The following is a 24,249-nucleotide window of genomic DNA, read 5'->3' as shown; positions in this document are numbered from 1 at the left end:
ATGATCAGCTACTGTGCGGCAGCGCGTAATGCCGCTACGCGATCAGTCGCTTCCCATGTGAATTCCGGCAACTCGCGGCCAAAATGACCGTATGCGCTCGTTAAAGAGTAAATCGGACGCAATAACTGCAGGTCTCTGATAATCGCTGCGGGGCGTAAATCAAAAGTAGCGAGAACGGCATCTTGAATTTTTGAGACCGAAACATTTTCGGTTCCGAAGGTTTCGATGAAAAATCCTACGGGCTGTGCCTTCCCGATTGCATATGCCACCTGCACTTCACAGCGCCGGGCCAGACCGGCTGCCACGACATTCTTTGCCACCCAACGCATGGCATAAGCCGCTGAACGATCAACTTTTGAAGGGTCTTTTCCGCTGAAGGCGCCTCCCCCATGTCGGGCCATGCCTCCATACGTGTCAACGATAATTTTGCGTCCAGTAAGCCCGGCATCGCCCATGGGGCCACCGATAACGAATCGTCCCGTGGGATTGATAAGAATGCGCAGGTCCTTACGCGAAAGCTCTACACCCGCGAGAATTGGGTCGATGACACTCTTGATGACATCAGGAGTCATGGTCTTGAGAAGGTCAACATCAGGTGAATGCTGACTGGAAATTACGATGGTGTTTAGCGCTACTGCTTTATTACCTTCGTACTCAATTGTTACTTGAGTTTTTCCGTCCGGGCGCAAGTAGCTAAGTTCGCCGCTCTTTCGCACACGTGATAATTGTTGAGCCAATCTGTGCGCTAGGGAGATCGGAAGAGGCATAAATTCAGGGGTGTCATCACATGCATAGCCGAACATCAGACCTTGATCCCCTGCTCCTTGTAGATCTAAAGGATCTACGGAAGAGGAGACGCGATTCTCGTATGCGTCATCCACGCCTTGGGCAATGTCTTGTGACTGTTGACCAATAGAGATGGAAACACCGCAAGTATTTCCATCGAACCCCTTGTCGGAAGAGTCATACCCAATCCCAAGTACGGTATCGCGGACGATGCCCATCACATCGGCGTATCCATCTGTGGTGACTTCTCCCGCAACGTGGACTTGTCCAGTCGTGATGAGTGTTTCCACGGCAACCCGACTCTTTTTGTCCTGCCCGAGTAGTGAATCTAAAATGGCATCAGAAATTTGATCGGCAATCTTGTCGGGGTGGCCTTCGGTTACGGATTCGGAGGTAAATAAGCGCTTAGACATTGGGCAAACTTAGCCGATTTTGCACCTGGTCGAGTAATACGTGGGCCAGTGTCTCCTTACGCCCTTCAGATACTGTTATGACGGTCCCATCCTTTGATATGACCGTGCCTCTTGTGTGGTCGCTTCCGAAAATAGCGCCGCCTGAGACGTCATTCACGTACAGTAAATCGACACCCTTTTCCCGCAATTTTTTCGCAGCACTTGCCAAGTGGTCCTGCGTCTCGGCTGCAAACCCGACAATTACTTGACCAGGTCTGCGTTTACTCGTTGCCTTGGCGAGAAGGTCCGGGGTGGTTTCTAATTCAATTGAGGTAAGCGCTCCTTTCTTGATCTTCTCATTGTCTCGATGCACGGGTCTCGCATCTGCCACCGCGGCGCACATGACGAGAACATCGCACCAATCGAAATGTTCATCAATAGCGGCTTCAAGTTCGGATGCAGTCTCAACTCGGGTGATTGCAACTCCTGCAATATCTGGAAGATCACAGTTAGCGGCAATCAAATGAACTTTTGCTCCACGTGCCGCCGCGGCCTGTGCAATTGCATAACCTTGCTTTCCAGAAGAACGGTTGCCGATATATCGGACTGGGTCGATCGGTTCGCGGGTGCCACCGGCAGTGACCAAAACTTTGCGGCCCAGGAAATCCGCGTTCTCTCCGACCATTTGATGGAATTCGTCGAGGATTCGCCCTGTTTCGGGAAAACGACCTGGTCCGATCTCTGAACCCGTAAGGCGTCCAACGTCTGGATCAATGACGATATAACCCCGTGAGCGAAGTATCGAAACATTCTCCACGGTCGAGGCATTGAGCCACATATCGGGATGCATGGCGGGAACAATCATCTTTGGCGCACTCGATGCGAGAAGAACATTGGTGAGGAGATCATCTGCTCGACCCTGTGCAACGCGAGCAATTAAATCTGCGGTTGCTGGGGCAATCAGAATGAAATCTGCATTATGGGCCAACGCAATATGGGCGACTCCCGGCACGTCTTCCCACACTTGCGTTTGCACAGGTCTGCCGGAAAGAGCTTCCCATGTCGCAGTCCCGACGAAATTTAAGGAGGCGGGGGTGGGCACTACCGTAACGAGAAAGCCATGGTCTTGTAGCCGTCGCACAAGATCACACGCCTTATACGCAGCAATGCCACCGCCAACTCCGAGAATAACCTCTCGGCCAGACGATGACATGTGCGTTCTATCAAAGACTAAGCGGTTGGTTCGAGATTCTCGATCGTCAAAAGACCTTCGTTGATCTCGCGCAGAGCAATGGAGAGAGGCTTTTCATGAACGTGTGTCTCAACCAGCGGACCAACATATTCAAGCAGGCCTTCGCCCAACTGAGAGTAATAAGCGTTGATCTGGCGGGCGCGTTTTGCTGCATAGAGCACCAGGCTGTACTTCGAGCCACTCTTATCCAGAAGTTCGTCAATCGGTGGATTTGTAATGCCGTCCATGCAAGCCCCTTTTACGCTAGACCTTCGACAACCCGTGCGGGCACTCCAAAGGTAGTAAACCTAAATGTGAATCGTGGTTAGGAGGCTAAGGCTACCAGTGCCTCGACTACTTTCTCGACCTGGTCATTTACGATCACAACGTCGAATTCCTTAGATAGGGCCAGTTCGTACTGCGCCAGTTCGAGGCGATGAGCCCGTCTCTCAGGTGAATCAGAGCCGCGTCCCACTAGTCTGGCCACCAGGTGCTCCCAGCTCGGAGGTTCGAGGAAGACCAGAATTGCCTCCTTGCTATGAGCCCGCACTTGGCGCGCACCCTCAATTTCAATCTCGAGCAGGACATTGCGTCCCTGTGCAAGGGCCCTTTCGACACCCTCCCGAGGGGTCCCATATCGTGCGCCCGCAAACTCTGCCCACTCGAGAAATTTATCGTTGGAGACCTCTCGATCGAATTCTTCCTCGGTGAGAAAGAAATAATCCACACCGTTCTCTTCGGAGATTCTGGAGGCGCGAGTTGTTGCAGAGACGCTTACCCAGAAATCTGATACTTCTCGGAGCCGCATGGCGACAGTACTTTTCCCGACCCCTCCAGGACCCGAGAGAACGATTAACCGACCTCTCTGGCTGGCAAGCCCTGGTTCTGACGGATGAAATTCATCCAACAGGTCCTGTCTCTGATGTTTGCCTAATCCTTGTATTCGCCTGGTTGGAGAAATGGTCAGTCGTTCCATAATCAACTTGGCGCGGATCTTCCCCACCCCGGGTAGAGATTCCAACAACTCACTTACACGCATTTTCCCTACAGCTTGATCGTCTTTTGCAAAATTTAAGACGTCTCCAACACTCAACTCACCGTTCTTTACCTTTAACTTTATGGCAGCTCGGGAACGGCGGGCGGCAGTTGCCTTTAATAAGGCAGTGGCTCGCTGCTCCGGCGTCAAAATTGGTGGAACCGGCATGCTGGAAATCTACCTTGTCCGTATGAATTCACTGAGTTCGTTCGCTAAAGCCGCGGTTCGCTCGCGCATGGCCTGAAAACCCTGAGACCAGTATTGAGTGATGGGTCGCCCGATAACCAAATAACTAGCTCCGGCCACTATGGCGCTCTTAGGATCCATGGTTCGCTGTTGGTCGTCGCGAGTCTCAGTAGCTAGACGTACCCCTGGCGTAATAATCGTCATATGTGGACCGATTGCCGCACGTATCGCGGAAATCTCCTGCGGAGAGCAGACGATTGCCGTGGCTCCTGCTTCCTTTGCAAGTTTCGCAAGTCGGACCGCACTCACGACTGGATCTTCCTTGAAGCCGATTTCCTTCAAATCCTCACTCCCTAAGGAGGTGAGGATTGTGACTGCCGTTATCTCGATATTTGGCGCGGCTGCAACTGCCGCCGCGATCATCGCTCGACCACCCGATGCATGGATTGTAAGAAAACGCGGATTGAGATCCACGATCTGCTTCGTCGCCGAAGCAACTGTATTGGGAATGTCATGAAATTTTAAGTCGAGAAAAAGTTCGGCATCGGTCGCATCCTGCAATGTGCGGACACCTTCTTTGCCGAATTTCGTGAAGAACTCAAGCCCCAATTTGTAACCTGAGACATAGCCATGTGAAACTTCGATCCATGACTTGGCAATATCCAAATCGGGGGTGTCAATTGCAAGGATGATTGGTGCTTGCGTAGTCATCTCTTCTTCTCCCTTGTCCAAGTCCGCTTTGAGTTGCCCATTGCGTTTCTATTCTCGCTGTGCATAACCAATTGCCTCACGTAATGAGGCAAAGCCTTTGTTCATGAGTAAGCCACGCAATTCATTCTGTACATTGATGACGGCCCTTGGATTAGAGAATGTGGCGGTGCCAACGCTGACCCCACTGGCTCCCGCCAATATGAACTCGAGTGCATCTCGTCCTGATCGCACTCCTCCCATTCCAAGAATTGGAATTTTGGGAAGTGCTTGATGAACTTGATAGATTGCACGAACTGCGACAGGACGAATAGCTGGCCCGGATAATCCCCCGGTCTTTCCGGCTAGGTGCGGGCGCATAGTTTCTGTATTGATGACCATGCCCAACAATGTGTTGATAAGTGAGAGTGCATCTGCACCTGCGCTCACCACCCCTCGAGCTATCTCGGTAATGTCTGTAACGTCGGGCGAAAGTTTCACGATGATGGGCAATTCTCCGCCAAGGGTACGTCGTACTCCATCGACGACTGCTCGCGAAGCTTCTGGATCACAAGCAAAAACCAGCCCACGATTTTCCACGTTCGGACAAGAAATATTTACTTCAACGGCTGCTATTCCGGGAACAGAGCGAAGTCGGCGAGCCAGGATTGAATACTCTTCAACGTTCTCTCCGGCAATCGAAATGATGATTCGTGCATTCTGCGAGATAAGCCAAGGCACATCGTTTTCGAGAAATGCGTCAATGCCAGGACCCTGCAATCCGATCGAGTTAAGCATTCCGCTGGGGGTTTCGGCCATTCGCGGTGTGGGTCGTCCGGGGCGCGCCTTGAGCATGATCGACTTGGTGACGACTGCTCCAATCTCACGCAATGGAAAGAATTGCGCCAATTCGCGCCCAGAACTTGCGCATCCGCTGGCAGTAAAGAGCGGCGTGGGAAACCATGCAGGACCAAGTGTGGTTGAAAAATCAAATTCAGTAGACATTTAGTTGGTCACCTTCCCGACTAAATCCCAACGAACCGCTGCGCCATCCATGACCGGACCATCAATACATGATCTGAGCATCGAAATACTCTCATCACTATTTTCGATGGGAAGCACGCAGGTCATGCACACTCCGATTCCGCAGGCCATGGACTCCTCGACGGCGCACTGATGAACGACATCTGAGTTTGCGGCAATCCCTGAAATAGCCGAGAGCATTCCCATTGGACCGCAAGAATATATAACGTCGACTACACCTTCATTAATCAAATTCTCAAGTGGGTCGGTTACTTTGCCGAGAATCCCGGCACTTCCATCTTCTGTATATATCTTGAGTGAATTTACCGAACGTTTTCCCTCGGTGGGCGCATAAATCTTGGCCGCCGAACTCGCACCTAAAATCATATCAACGCGGCAGCCACGAGATTTCAGTACTTCGGCCAATCCGAAAAGGGGGGCTGATCCGTAGCCTCCCCCAATGAGTAAGGCTTGAACCGGCTCGGTTGGGATACCAAATGCGCTTCCCAACGGCGCGATAATTTCCAATTCGACACCTTCGGTCTGTTCGCAGAGCCAACGACTTCCCGCGCCACGAGGGGCAATGATTAATTCCATTGTTCCGCCGTAGTCTCCCCTATGAGATATTCGGGATATTGCAAATGCTCTGCGCAGAATCAGTCCTGAGTTTTCTCCGCCCACTGCGATGGCGACAAAATTGCCGGGTCGGCAGTGTGTGACTAACTCCCCGACATTGAGCAGGATTTGGTGGTACTGCCCAATCCGTTTATTGCCCATAACAGTGGCATTAACTGCCTTTGCATGCCTATTTATGCGACTCATAGCTAAGCCAACCACTCTTGCAGGGAGCGGATGCTGAACTCGCCTTGTTGAAGGGATTGTATGCCCGCTACTGCTGCACTAAATCCTGCTGTTGTTGTTATGCAGGGAATCGAGTTCTGAACCGCTGCGGTCCTGATGAGCCATCCATCTTGCCTGGTCCCTCGTCCCACCGGAGTGTTGATGACTAGATCAATCGTTCCGGAGGCAATGAGATCAACCGCCGTTCTTTCGCCAAATAGTCCAGGACCTTCAGAATTCTTCCGGACAGTTGAGGTGGTGATGCCATTATCGGCGAAGAATTTTGCGGTGCCGTCCGTAGCAATGAGAGCAAATCCCATCTCCGATAGTGCTCGGGCTGGCATCAATCCTTCCGGTTTGTCTTTATCAGCGAGGGAAATGAATACCTTGCCCGATTTTGGAAGTGGTCCAAAAGAACTTATCTGGCTCTTTGAATAGCTTTCACCAAATGAATCAGAAATTCCCATTACTTCGCCCGTTGAACGCATCTCGGGACCCAGGACGGCGTCTACACCTCGCCCGTCGCTCCTTCTAAAGCGGTTCCAAGGCAGGACGGCTTCTTTGACAGAGATGCCGCGTGCCTCTCCATCACCTTGAGTAGGCAGTAGTCCTTCGTCCCGAAGTGTTTGAATCGAAGCGCCAAGTGCGATGCGAGCTGCTGCTTTCGCTAGAGGTACTCGTGTCGCTTTGCTCACGAAAGGAACTGTGCGAGATGCACGTGGATTTGCTTCCAGGACATAAAGGACCTCGCTAGCCAACGCGAATTGAATATTGATTAGACCAAGCACACCTACACCGCGGGCGATTTTTTCGGTCGCAATGCGGATCTCGTCATGTTGAGCCGCCGTCACAGTCATCGCGGGGATTACGCATGCGCTATCACCTGAGTGAATGCCGGCCTCTTCGATATGTTCCATCACTCCGCCGAGAAAGAGTTCGTCTCCATCAAAGAGCGCATCAACATCAATCTCTATCGCCGAATCCAAGAAGCGGTCGACTAGCACTGGATGGTCGGGAGTAATGTCAGTTGCCCGCGAGATGAATCCACCCAGAGAAATATCGTCATAGACGATCTCCATTCCGCGCCCTCCCAGGACAAAAGAAGGACGAACCAGCACGGGATATTCGATCCGGTGTGCAATTTCCAGCGCCTCTTGGTGAGAGGAGGCCATGCCAAATTGTGGGGCCGTCAGACCTTGCTCATGGAGCAGGGCACCAAATGCCCCACGCTCTTCAGCCAGATTAATGGCTTCCGGGCTTGTGCCAAGAATTTGAACTCCGGCATTTTTGAGAGCGGCAGCCAACCCAAGCGGCGTCTGCCCACCTAATTGGGTAATGACGCCCAGAACAGGTCCAGCTTGTGTCTCAGCATAAACAATCTCCAAAACATCTTCCAGGGTGAGCGGCTCGAAGTAGAGTCGATCACTCGTGTCGTAATCTGTCGAGACCGTCTCCGGATTGCAGTTGATCATAATCGTCTCGTAATCCTGTTTACCCAGTTCGAATGAGGCATGAACACAGGAGTAATCGAATTCGATTCCTTGACCAATCCGGTTTGGCCCGCTGCCGAGAATAATCACCGCCGGCCTGGTTCGTGAGCGAACCTCGGTCTCTTCCTCATAGCTGGAATAATGGTAGGGAGTAAATGCCTCGAACTCGGCGGCACAAGTATCAACTGTCTTGTACACCGGTCTTATATTGAGGTGTTGTCTCTGACGGCGGATATCTTCTTCCGGAGCGCCGCGCAACTGTGCAATTTGTAAATCAGAGAAGCCCATTTGCTTGGCCGTGCGCAAAAGATCTGAGGTGAGCTCACCTGGAGCAGCGATCTCAGAAGCCTGCCAATTAATGAGTTCAATTTCAGTCAGATACCACCTGTCGATCTTGGTGGCTGCGTACACCTCGTCAATAGTTGCCCCAAACCAGAGTGCCTGTTGGACTTCCTTGAGTCGGTATTCAGTGGGCACTTGCATCGAGGATAAAAGAGCTGATTTCGCACTCTCAGGTCGCTCAACCGGCCACGCAAAAGGCGCCTCTTTTCGCTCTAAGGAACGCAGGGCCTTTTGCAGTGCTTCTGGGAAGGATCGACCAATCGCCATGGCCTCCCCGACGCTCTTCATGGTTGTGGTGAGACGTGGGTCTGCATCCGGAAATTTCTCAAACGCGAAGCGCGGAACTTTGACTACAACATAATCCAGGGTTGGTTCGAAAGATGCCGGGGTAACTTTTGTGATGTCATTTTCGATCTCATCGAGGGTGTAACCGATAGCCAACTTAGTCGCGATTTTCGCGATTGGAAACCCCGTTGCTTTCGATGCCAAGGCACTCGAGCGAGAGACTCGAGGATTCATTTCGATCACGATAATTCGCCCGGTATCCGGATTGACAGCAAATTGAATGTTGCACCCTCCAGTGTCCACTCCCACTTCACGAATAATTCTTAAAGATAGGTCACGGAGCTTCTGGAATTCGACATCGGTTAATGTCATAGGCGGTGCTACGGTTATCGAATCTCCTGTATGTACACCCATAGGATCGAGATTTTCAATACTGCAGACGATCACCACGTTGTCGTTGCGATCACGCATAACCTCAAGTTCGTACTCTTTCCATCCGAGAATTGATTCCTCGAGCAAAACTTCTGTTGTCGGACTGTGTCGCAAACCTGCGCCCACGATGCGTTCTAACTCCGTTGCATCGAAGGCAATTCCTGAACCTAAACCGCCCATGGTAAAGGACGGTCGGACGACTACGGGATAGTTAAGCAAATCAGCTGCCGTGAAAGCATCTTCTAACGTGTGACAGATTATCGATTGCGAAGACTCTCCACCAACCTTCTCAACGATATCTCGGAAAAGTTCGCGATTTTCTCCACGTTGAATTGCATCAACGTCCGCGCCAATTAGTCTGACACCAAACTTCGCGAGAGTCCCCCGCTCGTGAAGCGCCATCGCTGCATTGAGGGCCGTCTGTCCCCCTAAGGTCGCAAGAAGAGCGTCAGGTGCTTCCTTCTCGATTATTCGTTCGAGGTACTCCGGAGTGATTGGCTCAATATACGTCGCATCGGCAAATTCCGGGTCAGTCATGATGGTTGCCGGATTGGAGTTCACGAGAATGACTCGTATTCCCTCAGCTTGCAATACTCGACACGCTTGAGTTCCGGAATAATCAAACTCGCACGCCTGGCCGATGACTATGGGACCACTGCCGATCACTAGAACACTTTTGATGGATATATCTAATGGCATCAGGCACCGGCTCGTTTCGTAGACATCATTTCAATAAAGCGATCGAAGAGATAAGCCGCATCATGTGGCCCTGCTGCCGCCTCGGGGTGGTACTGAACACTAAATGCCGGCGATTCCAACATGCGAATACCCTCAACAACTCCATCATTCAAACTTATGTGACTCACTTCGCCCGGTCCGTATACGGTCGTAAAAATGTCATCTGTTGGCGCCTGTAGAGCGAAGCCGTGATTATGGGCAGTGATTTCAACTTTACTTGTCGTCTTGTCCATGACTGGTTGGTTGATACCACGATGCCCAAATTGAAGTTTGTAGGTACTAAAACCCAAGGCACGTCCGAGGATTTGGTGACCGAAACAGATTCCAAAAAGGGGAATCTCTGCATTCAAGATCAAACGGACAGTTTCGACGACATCGTTCATGGTTGCAGGATCGCCCGGTCCATTCGAAAGAAAGACGCCATCGGGAGCCATTAATTGAATCTGCGCGAATGTTGTGTCGTGTGGCAATACATGAACTTCAACACCGCGCTCCGCGAGAAGTCGAGGGGTAGATGACTTAATTCCAAGATCGATTGCGGCAACGGTAAACCGCTTTTCACCTTGAGCCGGTATTACATATGGTTTCTTGGTCGAAACATCACCGGTGAGATGTGCACCCATCATGGAGGCACTTTTACGAACTTCAATAACCATTTCTTCGCGACTCAAATTCAGGTCTGAGAAGATTCCAACCCGCATTGCTCCACGATCGCGCAGGTGTCGAGTAATAGCCCGCGTATCAATCCCTTGAATGCAGACGACACCTTGTGTGACTAATTCATCTTCTAAATTTCCATGACTGCGCCAGTTACTTCGTATGGTTGAAGGGTTTCGAACTGCGAACCCAGCGACCCAAATCTTTTGAGATTCATTGTCCTCGGTATTGACACCTGTGTTACCGATGTGGGGCGCAGTCATGACAACTATCTGCTTGTGGTAGGAAGGATCGGTCAATGTTTCCTGATACCCAGTCATACCCGTGGCGAAAACCGCCTCACCAAAAGTTTTTCCGGTAGAGCCCCAGGACTTTCCTTCAAAAATACGCCCATCATCGAGGACAAGAAATGCCTTAGACGTCATTCTTGGCCTTACTTGTTACGAGTTGGGAATTGAGCACAGTTGGTTGGCCCCGAAAAAAAGTGGCCACAACTGATCCGGGAAACTCCATTCCATGAAAGGGAGTGTTGCGACTACGGGAGACCACGAGATCTCGATCCACTTTCCATGACAGCGTCGGGTTGATAACCGCTAGGTGCGCATTTGAACCGGCAAGCAACTCTTGGCCGTGCCCGGCGTAACCTGCGATTCGAGCTGGCGCGTAAGACATTCGATCGGCCAGGTCGTTCCAACTCATAAGAGAAGTCTCCACCATCGTGGCTTGCACAATGGACAGCGCGCTTTCCAGACCGATCATGCCAAATGAGGCGACTTGCCACTCGCACTCCTTGCTCTCCGCCGGATGAGGAGCGTGATCGGTTGCAACAACATCTATCGTCCCGTCAGCGAGTCCTTCCCGCAGGGCCATAACATCGCTCTTGGTTCTTAGCGGTGGATTGACTTTAAAGATTGGGTCGTATGAAGTGGCGTAGTCATCTGTTAGAAGCAAGTGATGCGGAGTTACTTCTGCCGTGACCTGGATACCGCGCGCCTTGGCCCATCGGATGATTTCCACACCGCCCGCAGTTGTGACGTGACAGACATGTAGGCGCGATTTCACATGATCGGCCAAAAGAATGTCGCGGGCAATAATCGCCTCTTCTGCGACAGCCGGCCATCCTTTGAGTCCTAACCGCGAGGAAACCACGCCTTCATTCATCTGAGAATCTTTGGTCATCTGCGGATCTTGTGCATGTTGCGCAATTATTCCGTTAAATTTCTTAACATATTCAAGTGCTCTCCGCATAACAATCGGATCAAAAACACAGTTGCCATCATCGCTAAATACACGAACGCGCGCTTCCGAGTCCGCCATCGCACCGAGTTCGGCGAGAGCTTTGCCGGCTAATCCTTGCGTAACAGCACCGATAGGAAAGACATCGCAGTAGCCACTCTCCTGCCCCAGTCGATAAACCTGCTCTACTACTCCTGCAGTATCTGCAACCGGAAATGTGTTTGCCATGGCCGAAACTGCGGTGAAGCCGCCCTTGGACGCTGCTCTGGTACCCGATGCAACAGTCTCAGACTCTTCTCGACCGGGCTCACGCAAGTGGGTATGGAGATCAACAAGTCCCGGAAGCACGATGCACCCGGCGACATTTATTTGCTTCGCCGACGCTGCGCCCGAGTCGGTAATTGACGCCGCAACTTGGACGATCACTCCATCCGCAATATAGATATCCGATCTCTCTCCATTTGGAAGCGTGCCACCTTCCAGGATATAACTTGTCATTAAATCACAACCCCATCTTCGTCGGGAGAACCAGCGAGAAGCAAATAGAGAACCGCCATGCGAACGCTCACGCCATTAGCAACTTGTTCCACAATGACGGAGCGTGCGCTATCTGCGGATTCCGCAGTAATTTCTAAACCACGGTTCATTGGACCTGGGTGCATGATGATCGAAGAACTCTTCATGAGTTTAAGGCGATTGTTGTTGAGTCCGTAGTAATGGGAATATTCTCGAGCAGTGGGGAAAAATAAATCATCCATCCGTTCTCGCTGAATTCGAAGCATCATAACCGCGTCGACAAGTGGCAAGGTCGCGTCAAGATCGTATGAAACTTGCGCTGGCCATGTTTCGACACCGAGCGGAAGCAGCGTGGGAGGGGCTACGAGAATGACGTGTGCGCCGAGAGTTGAAAGCAAAATAACATTGGAGCGAGCTACCCGAGAATGAAGAATATCTCCCACAATTGCAATTGTGAGACCCCGCAGATCTCCAACTCCTGCTCTTAAATGCTTGCGGATTGTGAATGCGTCAAGAAGTCCTTGTGTTGGATGTTCATGTGTTCCATCCCCGGCATTGATCACGCTTCCACTCGTCCATTGGGATTCGGCCAATCGATGAGCGGCGCCAGAGGCTGGGTGCCTAAGGACGACGGCATCCGCCCCCATTGCTTGGAGCGTCAAGGCTGTATCTTTCAGCGACTCACCTTTGCTAATACTTGAACCCTTGGCAGAGAAATTGATGACATCTGCTGACAATCTCTTGGCCGCGGCTTCGAAGGAAATTCTGGTTCGAGTTGAATCTTCATAAAAAAGGTTAACGATGGTTCTGCCACGCAACGTGGGAAGTTTCTTGACCGGTCCTTCGGAAACCCGCGCCATTTCCTGCGCTGTGTCGAGAATGGAGAGAGTTTGGATGTAAGAGAGGTCGGAGGCAGAAAGAAGATGGCGCATTAGTTTGTCTCCATATTCTCAAGCAGAACTTCGTCGATCCCGTCGATTTCACTCAAGTGCACTTTTACTGCTTGCTGGCGTGAAGTCGGTAGATTTTTGCCGACAAAATCCGCCCTGATCGGAAGTTCACGATGACCGCGATCCACAAGTACCGCCAATTGCACAGTATGCGGGCGACCGATTTCACCGAGGGCATCCAGGGCCGCCCTGATCGTGCGACCAGAAAAGAGAACGTCGTCGACTAAAATCACGTCTTTTCCCTCGACCCCACCCATGGGAGTCATGGTCGGCACTAACGCTCTGAGAGGACGCATCCTCAAATCATCGCGATGCAGGGTGATATCAACGGTTCCAACGGAGGCATCCTTGCCTTCTATGGCAGAAATCATTTTCGCCAGACGTTGGGCTAGAAATGCGCCACGTGTCGGGATTCCCATCAGCACGATGGACTCTGAACCGTTGTTTCGTTCGAGAATCTCGTGAGAAATACGAGTAAGAACGCGGGTTATATCCACCGCGGGCATAGCAACGCTCATAGACGCTCCTTCCCCGCCTCGCAGGACGGGTCGTTAAAGGATCTGCGGGGCTGAGCCTACCACGGCAATAAACAGAGTACCTGTGGGAAGTTGTGGAGAGGGGTCGTGGGCGTTTCTCCAGATTTTCTACACTCTCTCATGACTATACGACCCACGCAGGAGAGCATCGCAGTTCGAATCCGAAAGATCCGCAAAGACCGCGGGTGGAGTCTTGCCGATGTTGAAAAACGTTCGAAGGGCAAATTTAAAGCCGTAGTCCTCGGTTCCTACGAACGCGGGGATAGAACCATGAGTATCAAGCGTGCCATTGACTTGGCCAATCTCTATGGAGTTCCCCTTCATTACCTAGTGCAAGAAGAACAAATCCCCATCATGGTCCGAAGAAATCCGCTCATTCTTGATCTGCGTCGCCTGAACTCAAGGGTAGGCAGCAACGAGAAAACTCGCCTACTTTCAACTTTCGTTGCCTGGATTTCACAGCAGAGAAACGATTGGAACGGAGAGGTGATGAGTCTGCGCGAGGGTGATCTCTCACTTCTCGGGCTACTTCTTTTCTCGAGCCAAGTCGAAGTGGAAGATTGGTTAAAAGCAGAGAATTTTCTCTTTACAGGGCCAAGTCAGTCTTGATACTTGAAATTCTGCCCAAGACTCCATGAATATATCCGGCAGACTCGTCGGTAGATAAAAGTTTAGCCAACGTGAGTGCTTCATCAATGGCTACGGCATCGGGAATATCTTCGCGCCAAAGAAGTTCGTAGATCGCAATTCGAAGTACGTTGCGATCCACTGCGGGTAGGCGATCCATATCCCAACCTTGCGCGTACGTTGAAATCAACTCATCAATCTTCCTTTGATGCTCAACGACGCCGTTCACCAACTCCTGGGCGTACTCTCGCACGGGGCGCGCGTCAGGACCTGCGAGATCGGCCAGCCTTGTCGAAAGGAGTTCGACGGGTGAAGAGTTGCGTATGTCGCTTTCGAAGAGAATGTCTAATGCCTGTTTTCGAGCCTTACCACGGGCGGTCACTAGTTTGCGCGCCCCAAATATGATCCGTCACGAGTATCCACGAGGACTTTCTCATCTTGCTTTATAAATAGGGGAACTTGAATCTCAATTCCGGTCTCGAGGGTCGCAGGCTTCGTCCCACCGGATGAGCGATCGCCTTGTAGACCTGGTTCTGTGTATGTAATCATCAAAGGCACAGAGGCAGCCAGTTCAATATAAAGCGGGTTGCCCTCATGTACGGCGACAATGGCATCGGTATTTTCCAGCATGTAGTTCGCTGCATCCCCCACGGTCTTGGCCGGTATTGAGGTTTGATCGTAAGTCTTTGTGTCCATAAATACGAAGTCATCGCCGTCGCGGTACAAGTACTGCATTTCGCGCTTCTCCAAGATCGCAATTTCAATCTTTACGCCAGCATTAAAGGTTCTGTCTATGACCTTGCCACTCATGACGGATTTCAATTTGGTCCGCACGAACGCTGGACCCTTACCCGGCTTAACATGCTGAAATTCGACGACATTCCAGAGTTGTCCGTCGATATCGAGCGTCATACCGTTTTTTAGGTCGTTAGTTGATGCCACAATCCATCCCATCCCTGAACGCGTATTTCACGTCAAAGGAGAAGGATACCCGCTAACAAGAGGTTACTTTTGCACCAGATTCGCCATGGCCTCAAGCGCAAGTCGGTACGAATTCGGACCAAAACCCGCAATTGTTCCCTGTGCAATCCCTGATATCACCGAAGTGTGGCGAAATTCCTCCCGTGAAAGTGGATTCGAGAGGTGCACTTCGATGAGAGGAGCTTTGAGCATTTCTGCTGCGTCTCGAATTGCATATGAGTAATGGGTAAAGGCAGCAGGATTGAGAATGACTGGCATTTTCAAATCGGCCGCTTCGTGAAGCCACTCAATGATTTGGGACTCCTCATTGCTCTGACGAACGTCAGCTTCAAAACCAAGTTTTTGTGCGCCCTCTTCAATGAAGGAAACCAACTTTGCGTAGGTTATGTCTCCGTAAATGGAAGAATCTCGAATATCTAAGCGTGCCAGATTCGGACCGTTCAAGACCATAATTTTCATGAACTTAGCCTCTCATACGCCATCTCTAAATCCTCTCTATCGACATCCTCCAGTCGCAGGGACTTGCCGACTTCCGATATCGCTACAAATCGCAGGGACTTGCCGCGCGACTTCTTGTCGAGGGCCAGCAGCACAAAAAGTTCAGACCATGCATTCTTTGGATAGGATGTTGGTAGACCTAAGTCCGAGAGCAATTTTCTGTGCAGCTCCAACAATTTCGCAGGCATGATGCCTCGTAGAACCGAGAGTTCAGCAATAAAAATCATCCCAATGGCCACGGCTTCGCCGTGGCGTAATTCATATTTACTGTGCAATTCAACCGCGTGGCCCATGGTGTGCCCGTAATTGAGTATTTCCCGAGCAAAACTCTCTTTGAAGTCTTCGCCAACAACCTTCGCTTTCACTTGAAGCGAACGGGCTATCAATTCTTCGGTGAGTTCGACCGAATCCCTGACTTGCGCAACAGTCTTGCCCGCGAGTTTTTCGAGAATTTCCTCATCAGCAATAAAGCCAGTTTTAACGACTTCCGCTAAACCCGCCGCAAAATCTCGATCAGTAAGAGTTGACAGCCAACTTAAGTCCACCAAGACCGCAGTAGGTGAGTGGAAAGCACCGATGAGATTCTTTCCAAATTCACTGTTCATGCCAGTCTTGCCACCTACAGAGGCGTCGACCATTCCTGCCAGGGTGGTGGGAATTGCGATCCAATCAATTCCCCGCAGCCACGTAGCCGCGGCGAATCCTGCAATATCTGTTGTCGCTCCCCCGCCGATGGCAATTATGAGGTCACTCCGAGTAAATCCGGCCCTGCCCAATCTCTCCCAGAGGGATTCAAGAGTTTGAGCGCTCTTTCCGTTTTCACCATCAGCGATCTCGAAGACCTGTATAGAAACTCCCGGAAGCGCAATTGCTCCGAAATGAATAAGCATTTCTGATGAAATCACAATGGCGACGCGTGAGCGTTCCTCGAGAAATGGAAGCAGAGCTGCACGCCAATCACACCCGATGGTGACCTCGTAAGCTCGATCGGCGCTGACCTTGATCGTTTTCACGCCGACACCTTTGGGAGAAGTTCCTTAACTATTTGATTGACCGTTTGATCTCCAACATCAAAAATCAACGTTGCCAGGCCCTCATAGACTGGACGTCGAGCATCCATAAGAATCTGCCATTGTTGTCGAGGGTTGTTGAGAAGTAAGGGTCGATCTCGGTTAAAGCCAATTCGAGGCGCCGCGACTTTGAGTGAAACATCCAGGAAAATTACCTCAGCGCCACAATTTTGTATCGCGTCATGCACGCTCTTTGTGAGTACGGCCCCACCGCCTAAAGATAGAACACCGCTTTCATTAAGTAGGGCATCCAGGCAGATCCGCTCCTCGATCTGACGAAATGCCGGCTCTCCATCATCGATAAACATTTGCGAAATAGGTTTGCTTTGATCCGCTTCAATGAGACTATCGGTGTCGGCAAAGGCGATGTGGAGTGATCGGGCGAGGGAGCGACCAATGCTGGTTTTCCCGGCTCCGGGAGGCCCGATAAGGATTATTCGCGGTGTCATCTGATTACTTGTAGCGCAAATTGGACATGTATGAATCAAAGTTACGTCGAGTCTCCGCGACGCTATCGCCACCAAATTTCTCCAGAACAGCCTCGGCTAGGACAAGTGCGACCATCGCTTCGGCGACTATTCCCGCCGCTGGAACCGCGCAAACATCAGATCGTTGATTTATCGCCCTGGCGCTTTCGCCAGTTGAAACATCCACGGTATCTAAAGCCTTAGGCACCGTAGAGATTGGTTTCATCGCCGCTCGCACTCGCAATATTTCCCCGTTGGACATTCCACCTTCAGTCCCGCCCGCTCGATCTGTGCGCCGTCGTAAAAGACCGTTTACATCTTTTTCAATTTCATCGTGCGCGACCGAACCTCTACGTCTTGCGGAGGTGAAACCATCGCCAATTTCGACGCCTTTTATGGCTTGAATCCCCATCACGGCAGCCGCAAGACGAGCATCCAAGCGACGGTCCCAGTGGACATAAGAACCCAAACCAGGTGGAAGGTTGAACGCTAGAACTTCAACAACCCCGCCGAGAGTGTCTGCCTCAACTCTTGCCGCCTCGATTTCTGCAATCATTGCCGCACTCGTCTCCGGATCAGCGCATCGAACCAGGTCAGCATCAATCCGTGACAGATCTGCGTACGTGGGCAACGGTCGCGAATCGGGAACTTCAACTGTGCCAATCGAAAGAACGTGACTAATCAGCGTCACGCCGACGCTCTGTTCCAAGAATCTTCGTGCGACCGCACCTAGGGCGACGCGTGCTGCAGTTTCGCGTGCGCTTGCTCGTTCAAGAACCGGTCGTGCGTCATCAAAATCGTACTTCTGCATACCAGCTAAATCTGCATGTCCTGGCCGAGGTCTGGTGAGCGGTGCATTTCGACCCAATCCCTCAATTTCGCCAGAGTCCAATGGATCAGCCGACATGACCTTCTCCCACTTGGGCCATTCGGAATTGCCTACTTGAATGGCGATGGGACCACCTTGTGTCAATCCCAATCTCACACCGCCCAGAATTGTGACTTTATCTGTTTCAAAATTCTGTCGTGCTCCTCGCCCAAAACCCAACCGGCGTCGACTCAATTGAAGATCAATCTCATCAGTCGTGATCTCAACTCCCGCAGGAATACCTTCAACAATTGCAGAGAGTGCTTGACCGTGTGATTCTCCAGCAGTTAACCAACGCATAGACGTATTGTGGCAGAGAATTCATTTCCCGCGGAATTCATTTAGTTGCACGGCGCGCAACAATTATCGCAGAAGTGCCTTCAGCCCCGTGTCTCGAAGTATGGGCGCTAACACCATTGGATCCACTGCTTTTTGGGTCATGAGCGCTACCTGTTCAATAGCTTGATAAACCAGTAGATCCAACCCGTCTATTGCCTCTCCTTCCACGCTTCGCCAATGAGCCAATAATTTGGTGGGCCAAGGGTTGTATAGGGCTTCAAAATACACTCCCGATGGCCTCGATTTGATCTGAGAAACGAAATGGTCGGCTACTCCCGAAGGGGTGGTATTGATCATGAGATCTACGGCAGGAAGAGGAGTTTCCCAGGAGAGAAATTCGATAGAAGAATTAGGTGCAGCCTTTGACATCGCTGATTGACGCAGAGGGCTGCGGTGCAGAACTTTAATCACCCGATCTTTCTCATCACAGGCTGATGCAGCCGCTCTCGCTGTAGCACCTGAACCGATAATCAAGACGGTGTGAAAATCACTCACCTCATGCGCATGGAGAGCATCCTGAAAGCCTTGCACATCCGTCGTCAATGCTCGCCAACCGCTCTTTGCCCTGACTAAAGTGTTTGCAGATTGGATTCGTCGGGCTAAGTCATCCACCTCGTCGGCAAGTGAGAGTACTTCTTCCTTTAACGGCATAGTTAGAGAGAACCCTGTCCAAGAGTTGTCACACGAAAAGAGAAATTTCTGGAGTTCATCCGCTTTCACTTCCACCGCCGTGTACTCCCCCTCAATTCCAAGGAATTCGTATGCGGCACCATGGAGCGCAGGAGAAAGCGAATGGGAAATCGGCGAGCCAAGTACGGCGGCGCGGATCACTGCTTTTTACCAAACGCGCCGTCTTTCAAGTTCTTTTCATATTCTGATTTCCAGGTAAGGAATTCGTTATGTGATTTAGTGAAACGAGTATCCCCTGGCGCCACGGTGATGAAGAAGAGCCAATCTCCCGCCACCGGATGAAGTGCGGCATCCATTGCTGCCCGACCCGGGTTGCCAATTGGACCCGGCGGCAGTCCGTAATGCAAATAGGTGTTGTATGGAGAGACAGTTTTCGTTTCGTCCGTACTAAGGAATACCTGACCGCGCGTATGAGTAATGTAATGGACTGTAGTGTCAAACTGAAGTGGCATCCCAATGCTAAGTCGATTCCGAACCACTTGGGATATTTTCCCAAAGTCCTGCAAATCTCCCTCGGCTTGGATCAACGAAGCGATCGTTAGTAATTGCATAGGATTAAAACCTGAAGTGCCAGCCAGCAGGCCCGATGCCGCCGCTTCGGAGGTGAATCGGTCAACCATGGCTTGCAATGCGCCTACTGCGGTTACATCTGAACCAAAACTATATTGAGCTGGGAAAAGAATCCCTTCGTTGCCAGTGATTCCTGCTGGTCGAATCAAATTCTTAAATGCATCTTTTAGTTCCGTTCTTTTAAATCCTCTCTCGATAAGTTGAATAATTACTTCATCGGTCCAGGCACCCTCTGCCACCTTGATGAGGTTCGGTATGCGGGCTGGATCGAGTAATTCGTCGAGAGCCTGACTTGCCGGGATGTGGGTATGAAGGCGATGCATTCCCGGTGCAATTGAAGATGACCGCATATCCCCAACGGCAATGCCGAAGAACGCGCCAAATGACTCCACAACCTTCTTGGCCACCAGAATTTTTGCGATTTCCGACCCACTAGCGCCAACGGGAACATCAATAAGTACTTCGATCGAGGCTGTTCCTTTTGGGAAGTCTGGGTTCGTTGGCACCCCGGGTCGGAGTAGGTAAAGACCCGAACCGACGAGAATCAAGAAGGCGGATACGCCAACCAAGAAATAGAGAGACTTCCTACTCATTATTTTTGCGTTTCTCTCGCCCTTTAGCGGTCTCCAGGGCTAACTCCAAAATTCCAACCGCGGCGGCTTGATCAATGGCGCTCTTTGTTTCGCGCGTTGATAGACCTGCATCTTTCAATTGCCGTTGAGCTGAAACGGTCGAGAGTCTTTCGTCAACGAGGGAAACATCTAAACCAAAACGCTCATGAATTTCTTTGGCGAATAATTCTGATTTTGCGGTTGAATCACTCTCGTGGCCCGCGAGGTGAATCGGTCTTCCGACAAAGACTTCGACTGGCTCATAATCAGAAAATAATTGAAATATTTGATCCCACAGATCTTGGGACTTGGTTTCAAGTGTGGCCACCGGTGTCGCCAGAATGGAGTCGGGATCGCTCACGGCCACGCCAATTCGGGCATCCCCAAAATCAAAAGCGATTCTTCTACCTCTCTCCACCGTTATTCACCCGCAAGAGCGTGCACAATGGCAACGAGTGCCTCATCTACCTTCAATCCGTCCACTCCTCCGCCTTGGGCGAAATCGTCCTTTCCACCGCCACCGCCACCGAGAATCTTGGATCCGATCTTTACCAACGCGCCTGCTTTTATGCCAGAAGCACGGGCCTGGTCGCTCACGGCGACTACGAGAACTGGTTTTCCATCAACGATACTGATGAGGGCAATCACAGAGTTTGAAGTCCGGTTTTTAAGGTCAAGGGCGATCTTGCGCAGGTCATCTCCGGAAATACCATCCGAGAGTTTCGAGGCAATCACGGAACAGCCATTGACGTCCTTCGCACTTGCAGCAATTGCCAATACCTGACTTAGCGCTTGAGCGGATCGCAAGCTGGCAAGTTCTTTCTCCACATCTCGCAATTTGTTGAGAAGATCAGAAACACGCTCGGGCAATTCCTCCGGGCGGGCGCCCTTAATAATGTCCGTCAGGGAATCAATGAGTAGGTGTTCGCGTGCTAAGAAGCGATACGCATCCGCACCGACAAGTGCTTCAACTCGCCTAACTCCAGCACCTATCGAAGATTCACTAAGAAGTTTGACAACTCCAAGTTCGCCTGCGCGACTGACGTGCGTACCGCCACAGAGCTCGCGCGCCCAGTCTCCAACACTGACAACTCGGACGACATCGCCGTACTTTTCGCCAAAAAGGGCCATTGCGCCAGTTTTTTTCGCCTCCTCTTGAGACATTGTTTGCGCAGTTACTTCCCAATTCTCCAGCAGCAACGAATTTACTCGGGCTTCGACATCATTTAGAACACTCTTAGGCACTGCTCCGGTGGAAGGGAAATCAAAACGGAATCTTCCGGGTGAGTTTTCCGATCCCGCCTGAGTAGCTGTCTCGCCAAGAATCTCTCGAAATGCTTTGTGAACCATGTGAGTCGCCGTGTGCGCACGCGAGATCGCATCTCTACGCTCCATATCAATTTGAGCTAATGCGTTCACGCCCACTTCTATCGAACCCACGATAACCCTGCCGCGGTGGACCGAAAGTCCCGGGACAGGCGTTTGGACATCATCAATCTCTACGCGCGTGCCGTTCTCGAGAACGATGAAACCGCCATCGGCGAGTTGACCACCGCCTTCCGCGTAGAAGGGGGTGCGTGTCAGGACAATCTCTACATCGTCATCAACGTTCGCCGAACTCACCGCTATTCCATCTATCAAAATCGCGGCGATTTTCGATTCTGATTCAACGTGGGTGTATCCAACAAAATCCGTACGTCCAGTCGAATCCGCGATCTTCCGATATTCGGTCAGGTCGGTATGCCCACTCTTCTTGATCCGCGCATCGGTCTTTGCTCGTTCTCGTTGTTCTTTCATCAAGCGGCGGAAGCCTTCTTCATCGACTTTGAGACCCTGTTCTTGCGCCATCTCCAAGGTGAGATCAAAAGGGAAGCCGTAAGTGTCATGCAATTTAAAGACTGCGTCTCCTGAAAGAACTGTTCCTTTTGACTTCCTCAATGCGGCACTCGACACATCGAAAATTTGCGTGCCACTCTTGAGTGTTTGCAAGAAGGTCTCTTCTTCGGAGACGCAGACACTGAGGATTCGCTTACCTTCAACACTCAATTCTGGATACTGCGGACTCATTGCCACGATGGATGCCGTAATGAGCTCGGACATCACTGGATCATGGGAGCCAAGGAGTCGCATATTACGAATCGCGCGTCGCATCATTCGGCGCAGGACATATCCTCTTCCTTCGTTGCCGGGCGTGACTCCGTCTCCGATCAGCATCGCAGATGTTCTTGCATGGTCAGCGATAACACGGAGCAAAACATCAGATCTAGTATCTTTCCCATAGGAAACACCAGTCAGACGTGAGGCCACATCGAGAATCTGCTTAGTCGTGTCAATCTCGTAAATATTCTCAACACCTTGCAGAAGTGCCGCCATGCGCTCAAGACCTAAACCGGTATCAATGCTTTTGGCGGGTAGCTCGCCCACGATCGGGAAGTCGTCTTTCCCGCCACCCGCGCCACGCTCGTTCTGCATAAAGACGAGGTTCCAGACTTCCATATACCGCTCTTCATCGGCGATCGGACCGCCTTCTTTCCCGTAGGCGGGACCTCGGTCGTAATAAATCTCCGAGCACGGACCGCAAGGTCCAGGAACGCCCATAGACCAGAAATTATCAGCCATGCCGCGTCGCTGAATTCGTTCTTTGGGAATTCCAATTTTATTATGCCAAATATCTGCGGCTTCATCGTCATTGAGATAAACGGTGACCCAAAGGCGCTCCTCCGCAAACCCATAGCCACCATCACTTATCGGCTTGGTGAGAAGTTCCCAAGCCAGAGCAATCGCACCCTCCTTGAAGTAATCGCCGAAGGAAAAATTTCCACACATCTGGAAAAAAGAAGCATGCCGCGTGGTCTTGCCGACTTCGTCGATATCCAATGTACGCACACATTTTTGAACGGATGTCGCTCGCTTGAAGGGCGGTGTGACTTCTCCAAGAAAGTATGGTTTGAAGGGAACCATGCCGGCATTGACTAAGAGCAAATTTGGATCATCGGCAATGAGAGAGGCTGAAGGTACGACGGTATGAGTTAAGCCTTGTCGGTTCTCCGACTCAAAAAAACGCAACCATCGAGAACGTATTTCCGCAGATTCCACAGTCCGAGATCACTCAGCCTTTTTTCTTGTAGCTACGTGACTTCTTCATTTGTGCTGCGCTTACGAGCAACCCAAGTGCCTTCACAGCCGGGCCGCCCTTCACCAAGAAAGACGAGGCAGTCTCGGTCAGCTTGCTACTTACCTCTTCGACATTCTTAGTGATCCGATTGACACTCTCAAGGGGGCCATTCACCAGCTGGACCGTGGTTGTCACTTCCTCAATCAGTGGCTTGGTTTCATCCGTGATGGTCTTCAACGAGATTTTCGCTTCATCAATCAGACGACCAATACGAACTACTGCGTAACTAATTGCCACGGCAATAACCAAGAGCGAGCAAGCGGCGATGATTGTTGCAATACCTCCAGGGCCCATCTCAATATCCTCCCAATCATTCGCTCAGTTACGCGATAAGGAAACTCTACCCGAATTGCGCACTGATGTAGGAGGGATTAAGGCTTACCAGTAGTGACGGCGCCCGCCAATTGGCCGGCCTACGCCACCGAGTAGGGCAAGAACCACGCCGATCACGATTAATAGAACCCCAAGACTTTGGAGTGCTCCAATATGGGCAAAAATACTAAGGACGATCAGTACTATTCCGAGGGTAATCATCAAAACTCCTTATTTTTTAGAGGGAACTAAATCAATGCGCCAGGTGATGGAATTTCTATTACTTGGCTCTTGGCGCGTTCGCTTGCAAGTTCTCCGCTCAGTCGCTCGAAATCTGCCCGAACCGATGCGGTTTCGGCTTGAGACTTCTTCAATTCACGTTGCAGTTCCCGCGAGGCAACTCTCCTAGAGAAGGCTCCCCGCAAAATGGACAACCCCAGTGCGATAACCAAACCGACTATCACGCCGAAGAGGAAGAGTCGACCGGTGGTCAATCCCGTCAGATGCTGACCAAAAAGCGCGAAATCTCCCTCAAACGGGTGATTGGTGTTGACGATAAACCCCATTGCCGCGAGTAATGCCGATATAGAAAGAATAACTAGACCGATAATAACGATCATGTGGAACCTCCTGAGGTCTCTGCCAGTGAAGACCTATGCAAGGGGGAAGTCAATCCGC

Annotated in this window: 26 protein-coding genes; 1 reads left to right on the top strand and 25 read right to left on the bottom strand. The window is 51.2% G+C overall.

Annotated elements, in window-relative coordinates; translation table 11 throughout:
• Positions 1 to 8: 8 nt before the first annotated feature.
• The 12 genes from metK to pyrR all read right to left on the bottom strand — a co-directional run bounded on the left by metK (position 9) and on the right by pyrR (position 13,345).
• Complete coding sequence (metK, locus tag VMW30_05305) at positions 9 to 1,199, bottom strand: methionine adenosyltransferase (protein HUW87776.1); 1,191 nt, start codon at positions 1,197 to 1,199, stop codon at positions 9 to 11.
• Positions 1,192 to 2,391, bottom strand: coding sequence for a bifunctional phosphopantothenoylcysteine decarboxylase/phosphopantothenate--cysteine ligase CoaBC (gene coaBC / locus VMW30_05300; GenBank protein HUW87775.1), 1,200 nt, complete (start codon positions 2,389 to 2,391; stop codon positions 1,192 to 1,194). Before coaBC ends, metK begins: the two co-directional genes overlap by 8 nt.
• A gap of 17 nt (positions 2,392 to 2,408) precedes the next feature.
• A complete protein-coding gene (gene rpoZ / locus VMW30_05295) occupies positions 2,409 to 2,657 on the bottom strand; it encodes a DNA-directed RNA polymerase subunit omega (protein ID HUW87774.1) in 249 nt (82 codons plus the stop codon).
• Between the two features lie 77 nt (positions 2,658 to 2,734).
• Positions 2,735 to 3,613, bottom strand: coding sequence for a guanylate kinase (gmk, locus tag VMW30_05290; protein ID HUW87773.1), 879 nt, complete (start codon positions 3,611 to 3,613; stop codon positions 2,735 to 2,737).
• 9 nt (positions 3,614 to 3,622) lie between these two features.
• A complete protein-coding gene (gene pyrF / locus VMW30_05285) occupies positions 3,623 to 4,342 on the bottom strand; it encodes an orotidine-5'-phosphate decarboxylase (GenBank protein ID HUW87772.1) in 720 nt (239 codons plus the stop codon).
• Between the two features lie 48 nt (positions 4,343 to 4,390).
• Complete coding sequence (locus VMW30_05280; protein ID HUW87771.1) at positions 4,391 to 5,323, bottom strand: dihydroorotate dehydrogenase; 933 nt, start codon at positions 5,321 to 5,323, stop codon at positions 4,391 to 4,393.
• Entirely contained in the window at positions 5,324 to 6,163 is an 840-nt protein-coding gene (locus tag VMW30_05275; protein ID HUW87770.1) for a dihydroorotate dehydrogenase electron transfer subunit, read from the bottom strand.
• Between the two features lie 2 nt (positions 6,164 to 6,165).
• The gene (carB, locus tag VMW30_05270; GenBank protein HUW87769.1) at positions 6,166 to 9,429 is read right to left on the bottom strand and encodes a carbamoyl-phosphate synthase large subunit; all 3,264 of its coding nucleotides are present in this window, start codon (positions 9,427 to 9,429) and stop codon (positions 6,166 to 6,168) included.
• Entirely contained in the window at positions 9,429 to 10,550 is a 1,122-nt protein-coding gene (gene carA, locus VMW30_05265; GenBank protein ID HUW87768.1) for a glutamine-hydrolyzing carbamoyl-phosphate synthase small subunit, read from the bottom strand. Before carA ends, carB begins: the two co-directional genes overlap by 1 nt.
• Entirely contained in the window at positions 10,540 to 11,859 is a 1,320-nt protein-coding gene (locus tag VMW30_05260; GenBank protein HUW87767.1) for a dihydroorotase, read from the bottom strand. Before VMW30_05260 ends, carA begins: the two co-directional genes overlap by 11 nt.
• Positions 11,859 to 12,809, bottom strand: a complete 951-nt coding sequence (locus tag VMW30_05255) for an aspartate carbamoyltransferase catalytic subunit (protein ID HUW87766.1) — start codon at positions 12,807 to 12,809, stop codon at positions 11,859 to 11,861. Before VMW30_05255 ends, VMW30_05260 begins: the two co-directional genes overlap by 1 nt.
• Positions 12,809 to 13,345 carry a bifunctional pyr operon transcriptional regulator/uracil phosphoribosyltransferase PyrR gene (gene pyrR / locus VMW30_05250; protein ID HUW87765.1) on the bottom strand — a complete coding sequence of 179 codons (537 nt, stop codon included), beginning with the start codon at positions 13,343 to 13,345 and terminating at the stop codon, positions 12,809 to 12,811. The genes VMW30_05255 and pyrR overlap by 1 nt, the downstream gene beginning before the upstream one ends.
• A gap of 138 nt (positions 13,346 to 13,483) precedes the next feature.
• Here pyrR and VMW30_05245 point away from each other — a divergent pair, with 138 nt between their 5' ends.
• Positions 13,484 to 13,972: a helix-turn-helix transcriptional regulator gene (locus VMW30_05245; GenBank protein ID HUW87764.1), complete on the top strand. Its 489-nt coding sequence runs from the start codon at positions 13,484 to 13,486 to the stop codon at positions 13,970 to 13,972.
• Here VMW30_05245 and nusB read toward each other — a convergent pair.
• The 13 genes from nusB to VMW30_05180 form a co-directional block, all read right to left on the bottom strand.
• Positions 13,950 to 14,372, bottom strand: a complete 423-nt coding sequence (nusB, locus tag VMW30_05240; GenBank protein ID HUW87763.1) for a transcription antitermination factor NusB — start codon at positions 14,370 to 14,372, stop codon at positions 13,950 to 13,952. The genes VMW30_05245 and nusB overlap by 23 nt on opposite strands.
• The gene (efp, locus tag VMW30_05235; protein ID HUW87762.1) at positions 14,372 to 14,932 is read right to left on the bottom strand and encodes an elongation factor P; all 561 of its coding nucleotides are present in this window, start codon (positions 14,930 to 14,932) and stop codon (positions 14,372 to 14,374) included. The genes nusB and efp overlap by 1 nt, the downstream gene beginning before the upstream one ends.
• 63 nt (positions 14,933 to 14,995) lie before the next feature.
• Positions 14,996 to 15,430, bottom strand: coding sequence for a type II 3-dehydroquinate dehydratase (gene aroQ, locus VMW30_05230; GenBank protein ID HUW87761.1), 435 nt, complete (start codon positions 15,428 to 15,430; stop codon positions 14,996 to 14,998).
• Positions 15,427 to 16,482 (bottom strand): 3-dehydroquinate synthase, encoded by a 1,056-nt coding sequence (gene aroB / locus VMW30_05225; GenBank protein ID HUW87760.1) that lies wholly within the window; start codon positions 16,480 to 16,482, stop codon positions 15,427 to 15,429. The genes aroQ and aroB overlap by 4 nt, the downstream gene beginning before the upstream one ends.
• Positions 16,479 to 16,988, bottom strand: a complete 510-nt coding sequence (locus tag VMW30_05220) for a shikimate kinase (protein HUW87759.1) — start codon at positions 16,986 to 16,988, stop codon at positions 16,479 to 16,481. The genes aroB and VMW30_05220 overlap by 4 nt, the downstream gene beginning before the upstream one ends.
• A 4-nt stretch (positions 16,989 to 16,992) precedes the next feature.
• A complete protein-coding gene (gene aroC / locus VMW30_05215) occupies positions 16,993 to 18,174 on the bottom strand; it encodes a chorismate synthase (protein ID HUW87758.1) in 1,182 nt (393 codons plus the stop codon).
• 63 nt (positions 18,175 to 18,237) lie between these two features.
• Entirely contained in the window at positions 18,238 to 19,044 is an 807-nt protein-coding gene (locus VMW30_05210; GenBank protein ID HUW87757.1) for a shikimate dehydrogenase, read from the bottom strand.
• Positions 19,041 to 20,066 carry an endolytic transglycosylase MltG gene (gene mltG, locus VMW30_05205; protein ID HUW87756.1) on the bottom strand — a complete coding sequence of 342 codons (1,026 nt, stop codon included), beginning with the start codon at positions 20,064 to 20,066 and terminating at the stop codon, positions 19,041 to 19,043. Before mltG ends, VMW30_05210 begins: the two co-directional genes overlap by 4 nt.
• Positions 20,059 to 20,502 carry a Holliday junction resolvase RuvX gene (gene ruvX / locus VMW30_05200; GenBank protein HUW87755.1) on the bottom strand — a complete coding sequence of 148 codons (444 nt, stop codon included), beginning with the start codon at positions 20,500 to 20,502 and terminating at the stop codon, positions 20,059 to 20,061. Before ruvX ends, mltG begins: the two co-directional genes overlap by 8 nt.
• A 2-nt stretch (positions 20,503 to 20,504) precedes the next feature.
• The gene (alaS, locus tag VMW30_05195) at positions 20,505 to 23,180 is read right to left on the bottom strand and encodes an alanine--tRNA ligase (GenBank protein ID HUW87754.1); all 2,676 of its coding nucleotides are present in this window, start codon (positions 23,178 to 23,180) and stop codon (positions 20,505 to 20,507) included.
• A gap of 13 nt (positions 23,181 to 23,193) precedes the next feature.
• On the bottom strand, positions 23,194 to 23,553 hold the full coding sequence (locus VMW30_05190) for a DUF948 domain-containing protein (protein ID HUW87753.1): 360 nt from the start codon (positions 23,551 to 23,553) through the stop codon (positions 23,194 to 23,196).
• An 84-nt stretch (positions 23,554 to 23,637) separates the two neighbouring features.
• Positions 23,638 to 23,793, bottom strand: a complete 156-nt coding sequence (locus VMW30_05185; protein ID HUW87752.1) for a DUF6131 family protein — start codon at positions 23,791 to 23,793, stop codon at positions 23,638 to 23,640.
• Between the two features lie 26 nt (positions 23,794 to 23,819).
• Entirely contained in the window at positions 23,820 to 24,191 is a 372-nt protein-coding gene (locus VMW30_05180; protein HUW87751.1) for a hypothetical protein, read from the bottom strand.
• Positions 24,192 to 24,249: the final 58 nt, after the last annotated feature.

The sequence above is a fragment of the Candidatus Paceibacterota bacterium genome (assembly GCA_035530615.1).
GTDB lineage: Bacteria > Actinomycetota > Actinomycetes > Nanopelagicales > Nanopelagicaceae > QYPT01.
This window is presented reverse-complemented; position numbering and strand designations above follow the sequence as displayed.

Bases quoted from the DNA above. Each gene is read 5' to 3' on its own strand.
- metK (HUW87776.1), bottom strand. From the start codon at position 1,199: ATGTCTAAGCGCTTATTTACCTCCGAATCCGTAACCGAAGGCCACCCC.
- coaBC (HUW87775.1), bottom strand. From the start codon at position 2,391: ATGTCATCGTCTGGCCGAGAGGTTATTCTCGGAGTTGGCGGTGGCATT.
- rpoZ (HUW87774.1), bottom strand. From the start codon at position 2,657: ATGGACGGCATTACAAATCCACCGATTGACGAACTTCTGGATAAGAGT.
- gmk (HUW87773.1), bottom strand. From the start codon at position 3,613: ATGCCGGTTCCACCAATTTTGACGCCGGAGCAGCGAGCCACTGCCTTA.
- pyrF (HUW87772.1), bottom strand. From the start codon at position 4,342: ATGACTACGCAAGCACCAATCATCCTTGCAATTGACACCCCCGATTTG.
- VMW30_05280 (HUW87771.1), bottom strand. From the start codon at position 5,323: ATGTCTACTGAATTTGATTTTTCAACCACACTTGGTCCTGCATGGTTT.
- VMW30_05275 (HUW87770.1), bottom strand. From the start codon at position 6,163: ATGAGTCGCATAAATAGGCATGCAAAGGCAGTTAATGCCACTGTTATG.
- carB (HUW87769.1), bottom strand. From the start codon at position 9,429: ATGCCATTAGATATATCCATCAAAAGTGTTCTAGTGATCGGCAGTGGT.
- carA (HUW87768.1), bottom strand. From the start codon at position 10,550: ATGACGTCTAAGGCATTTCTTGTCCTCGATGATGGGCGTATTTTTGAA.
- VMW30_05260 (HUW87767.1), bottom strand. From the start codon at position 11,859: ATGACAAGTTATATCCTGGAAGGTGGCACGCTTCCAAATGGAGAGAGA.
- VMW30_05255 (HUW87766.1), bottom strand. From the start codon at position 12,809: ATGCGCCATCTTCTTTCTGCCTCCGACCTCTCTTACATCCAAACTCTC.
- pyrR (HUW87765.1), bottom strand. From the start codon at position 13,345: ATGAGCGTTGCTATGCCCGCGGTGGATATAACCCGCGTTCTTACTCGT.
- VMW30_05245 (HUW87764.1), top strand. From the start codon at position 13,484: ATGACTATACGACCCACGCAGGAGAGCATCGCAGTTCGAATCCGAAAG.
- aroQ (HUW87761.1), bottom strand. From the start codon at position 15,430: ATGAAAATTATGGTCTTGAACGGTCCGAATCTGGCACGCTTAGATATT.
- VMW30_05220 (HUW87759.1), bottom strand. From the start codon at position 16,988: ATGACACCGCGAATAATCCTTATCGGGCCTCCCGGAGCCGGGAAAACC.
- aroC (HUW87758.1), bottom strand. From the start codon at position 18,174: ATGCGTTGGTTAACTGCTGGAGAATCACACGGTCAAGCACTCTCTGCA.
- mltG (HUW87756.1), bottom strand. From the start codon at position 20,066: ATGAGTAGGAAGTCTCTCTATTTCTTGGTTGGCGTATCCGCCTTCTTG.
- VMW30_05190 (HUW87753.1), bottom strand. From the start codon at position 23,553: ATGGGCCCTGGAGGTATTGCAACAATCATCGCCGCTTGCTCGCTCTTG.
- VMW30_05185 (HUW87752.1), bottom strand. From the start codon at position 23,793: ATGATTACCCTCGGAATAGTACTGATCGTCCTTAGTATTTTTGCCCAT.
- VMW30_05180 (HUW87751.1), bottom strand. From the start codon at position 24,191: ATGATCGTTATTATCGGTCTAGTTATTCTTTCTATATCGGCATTACTC.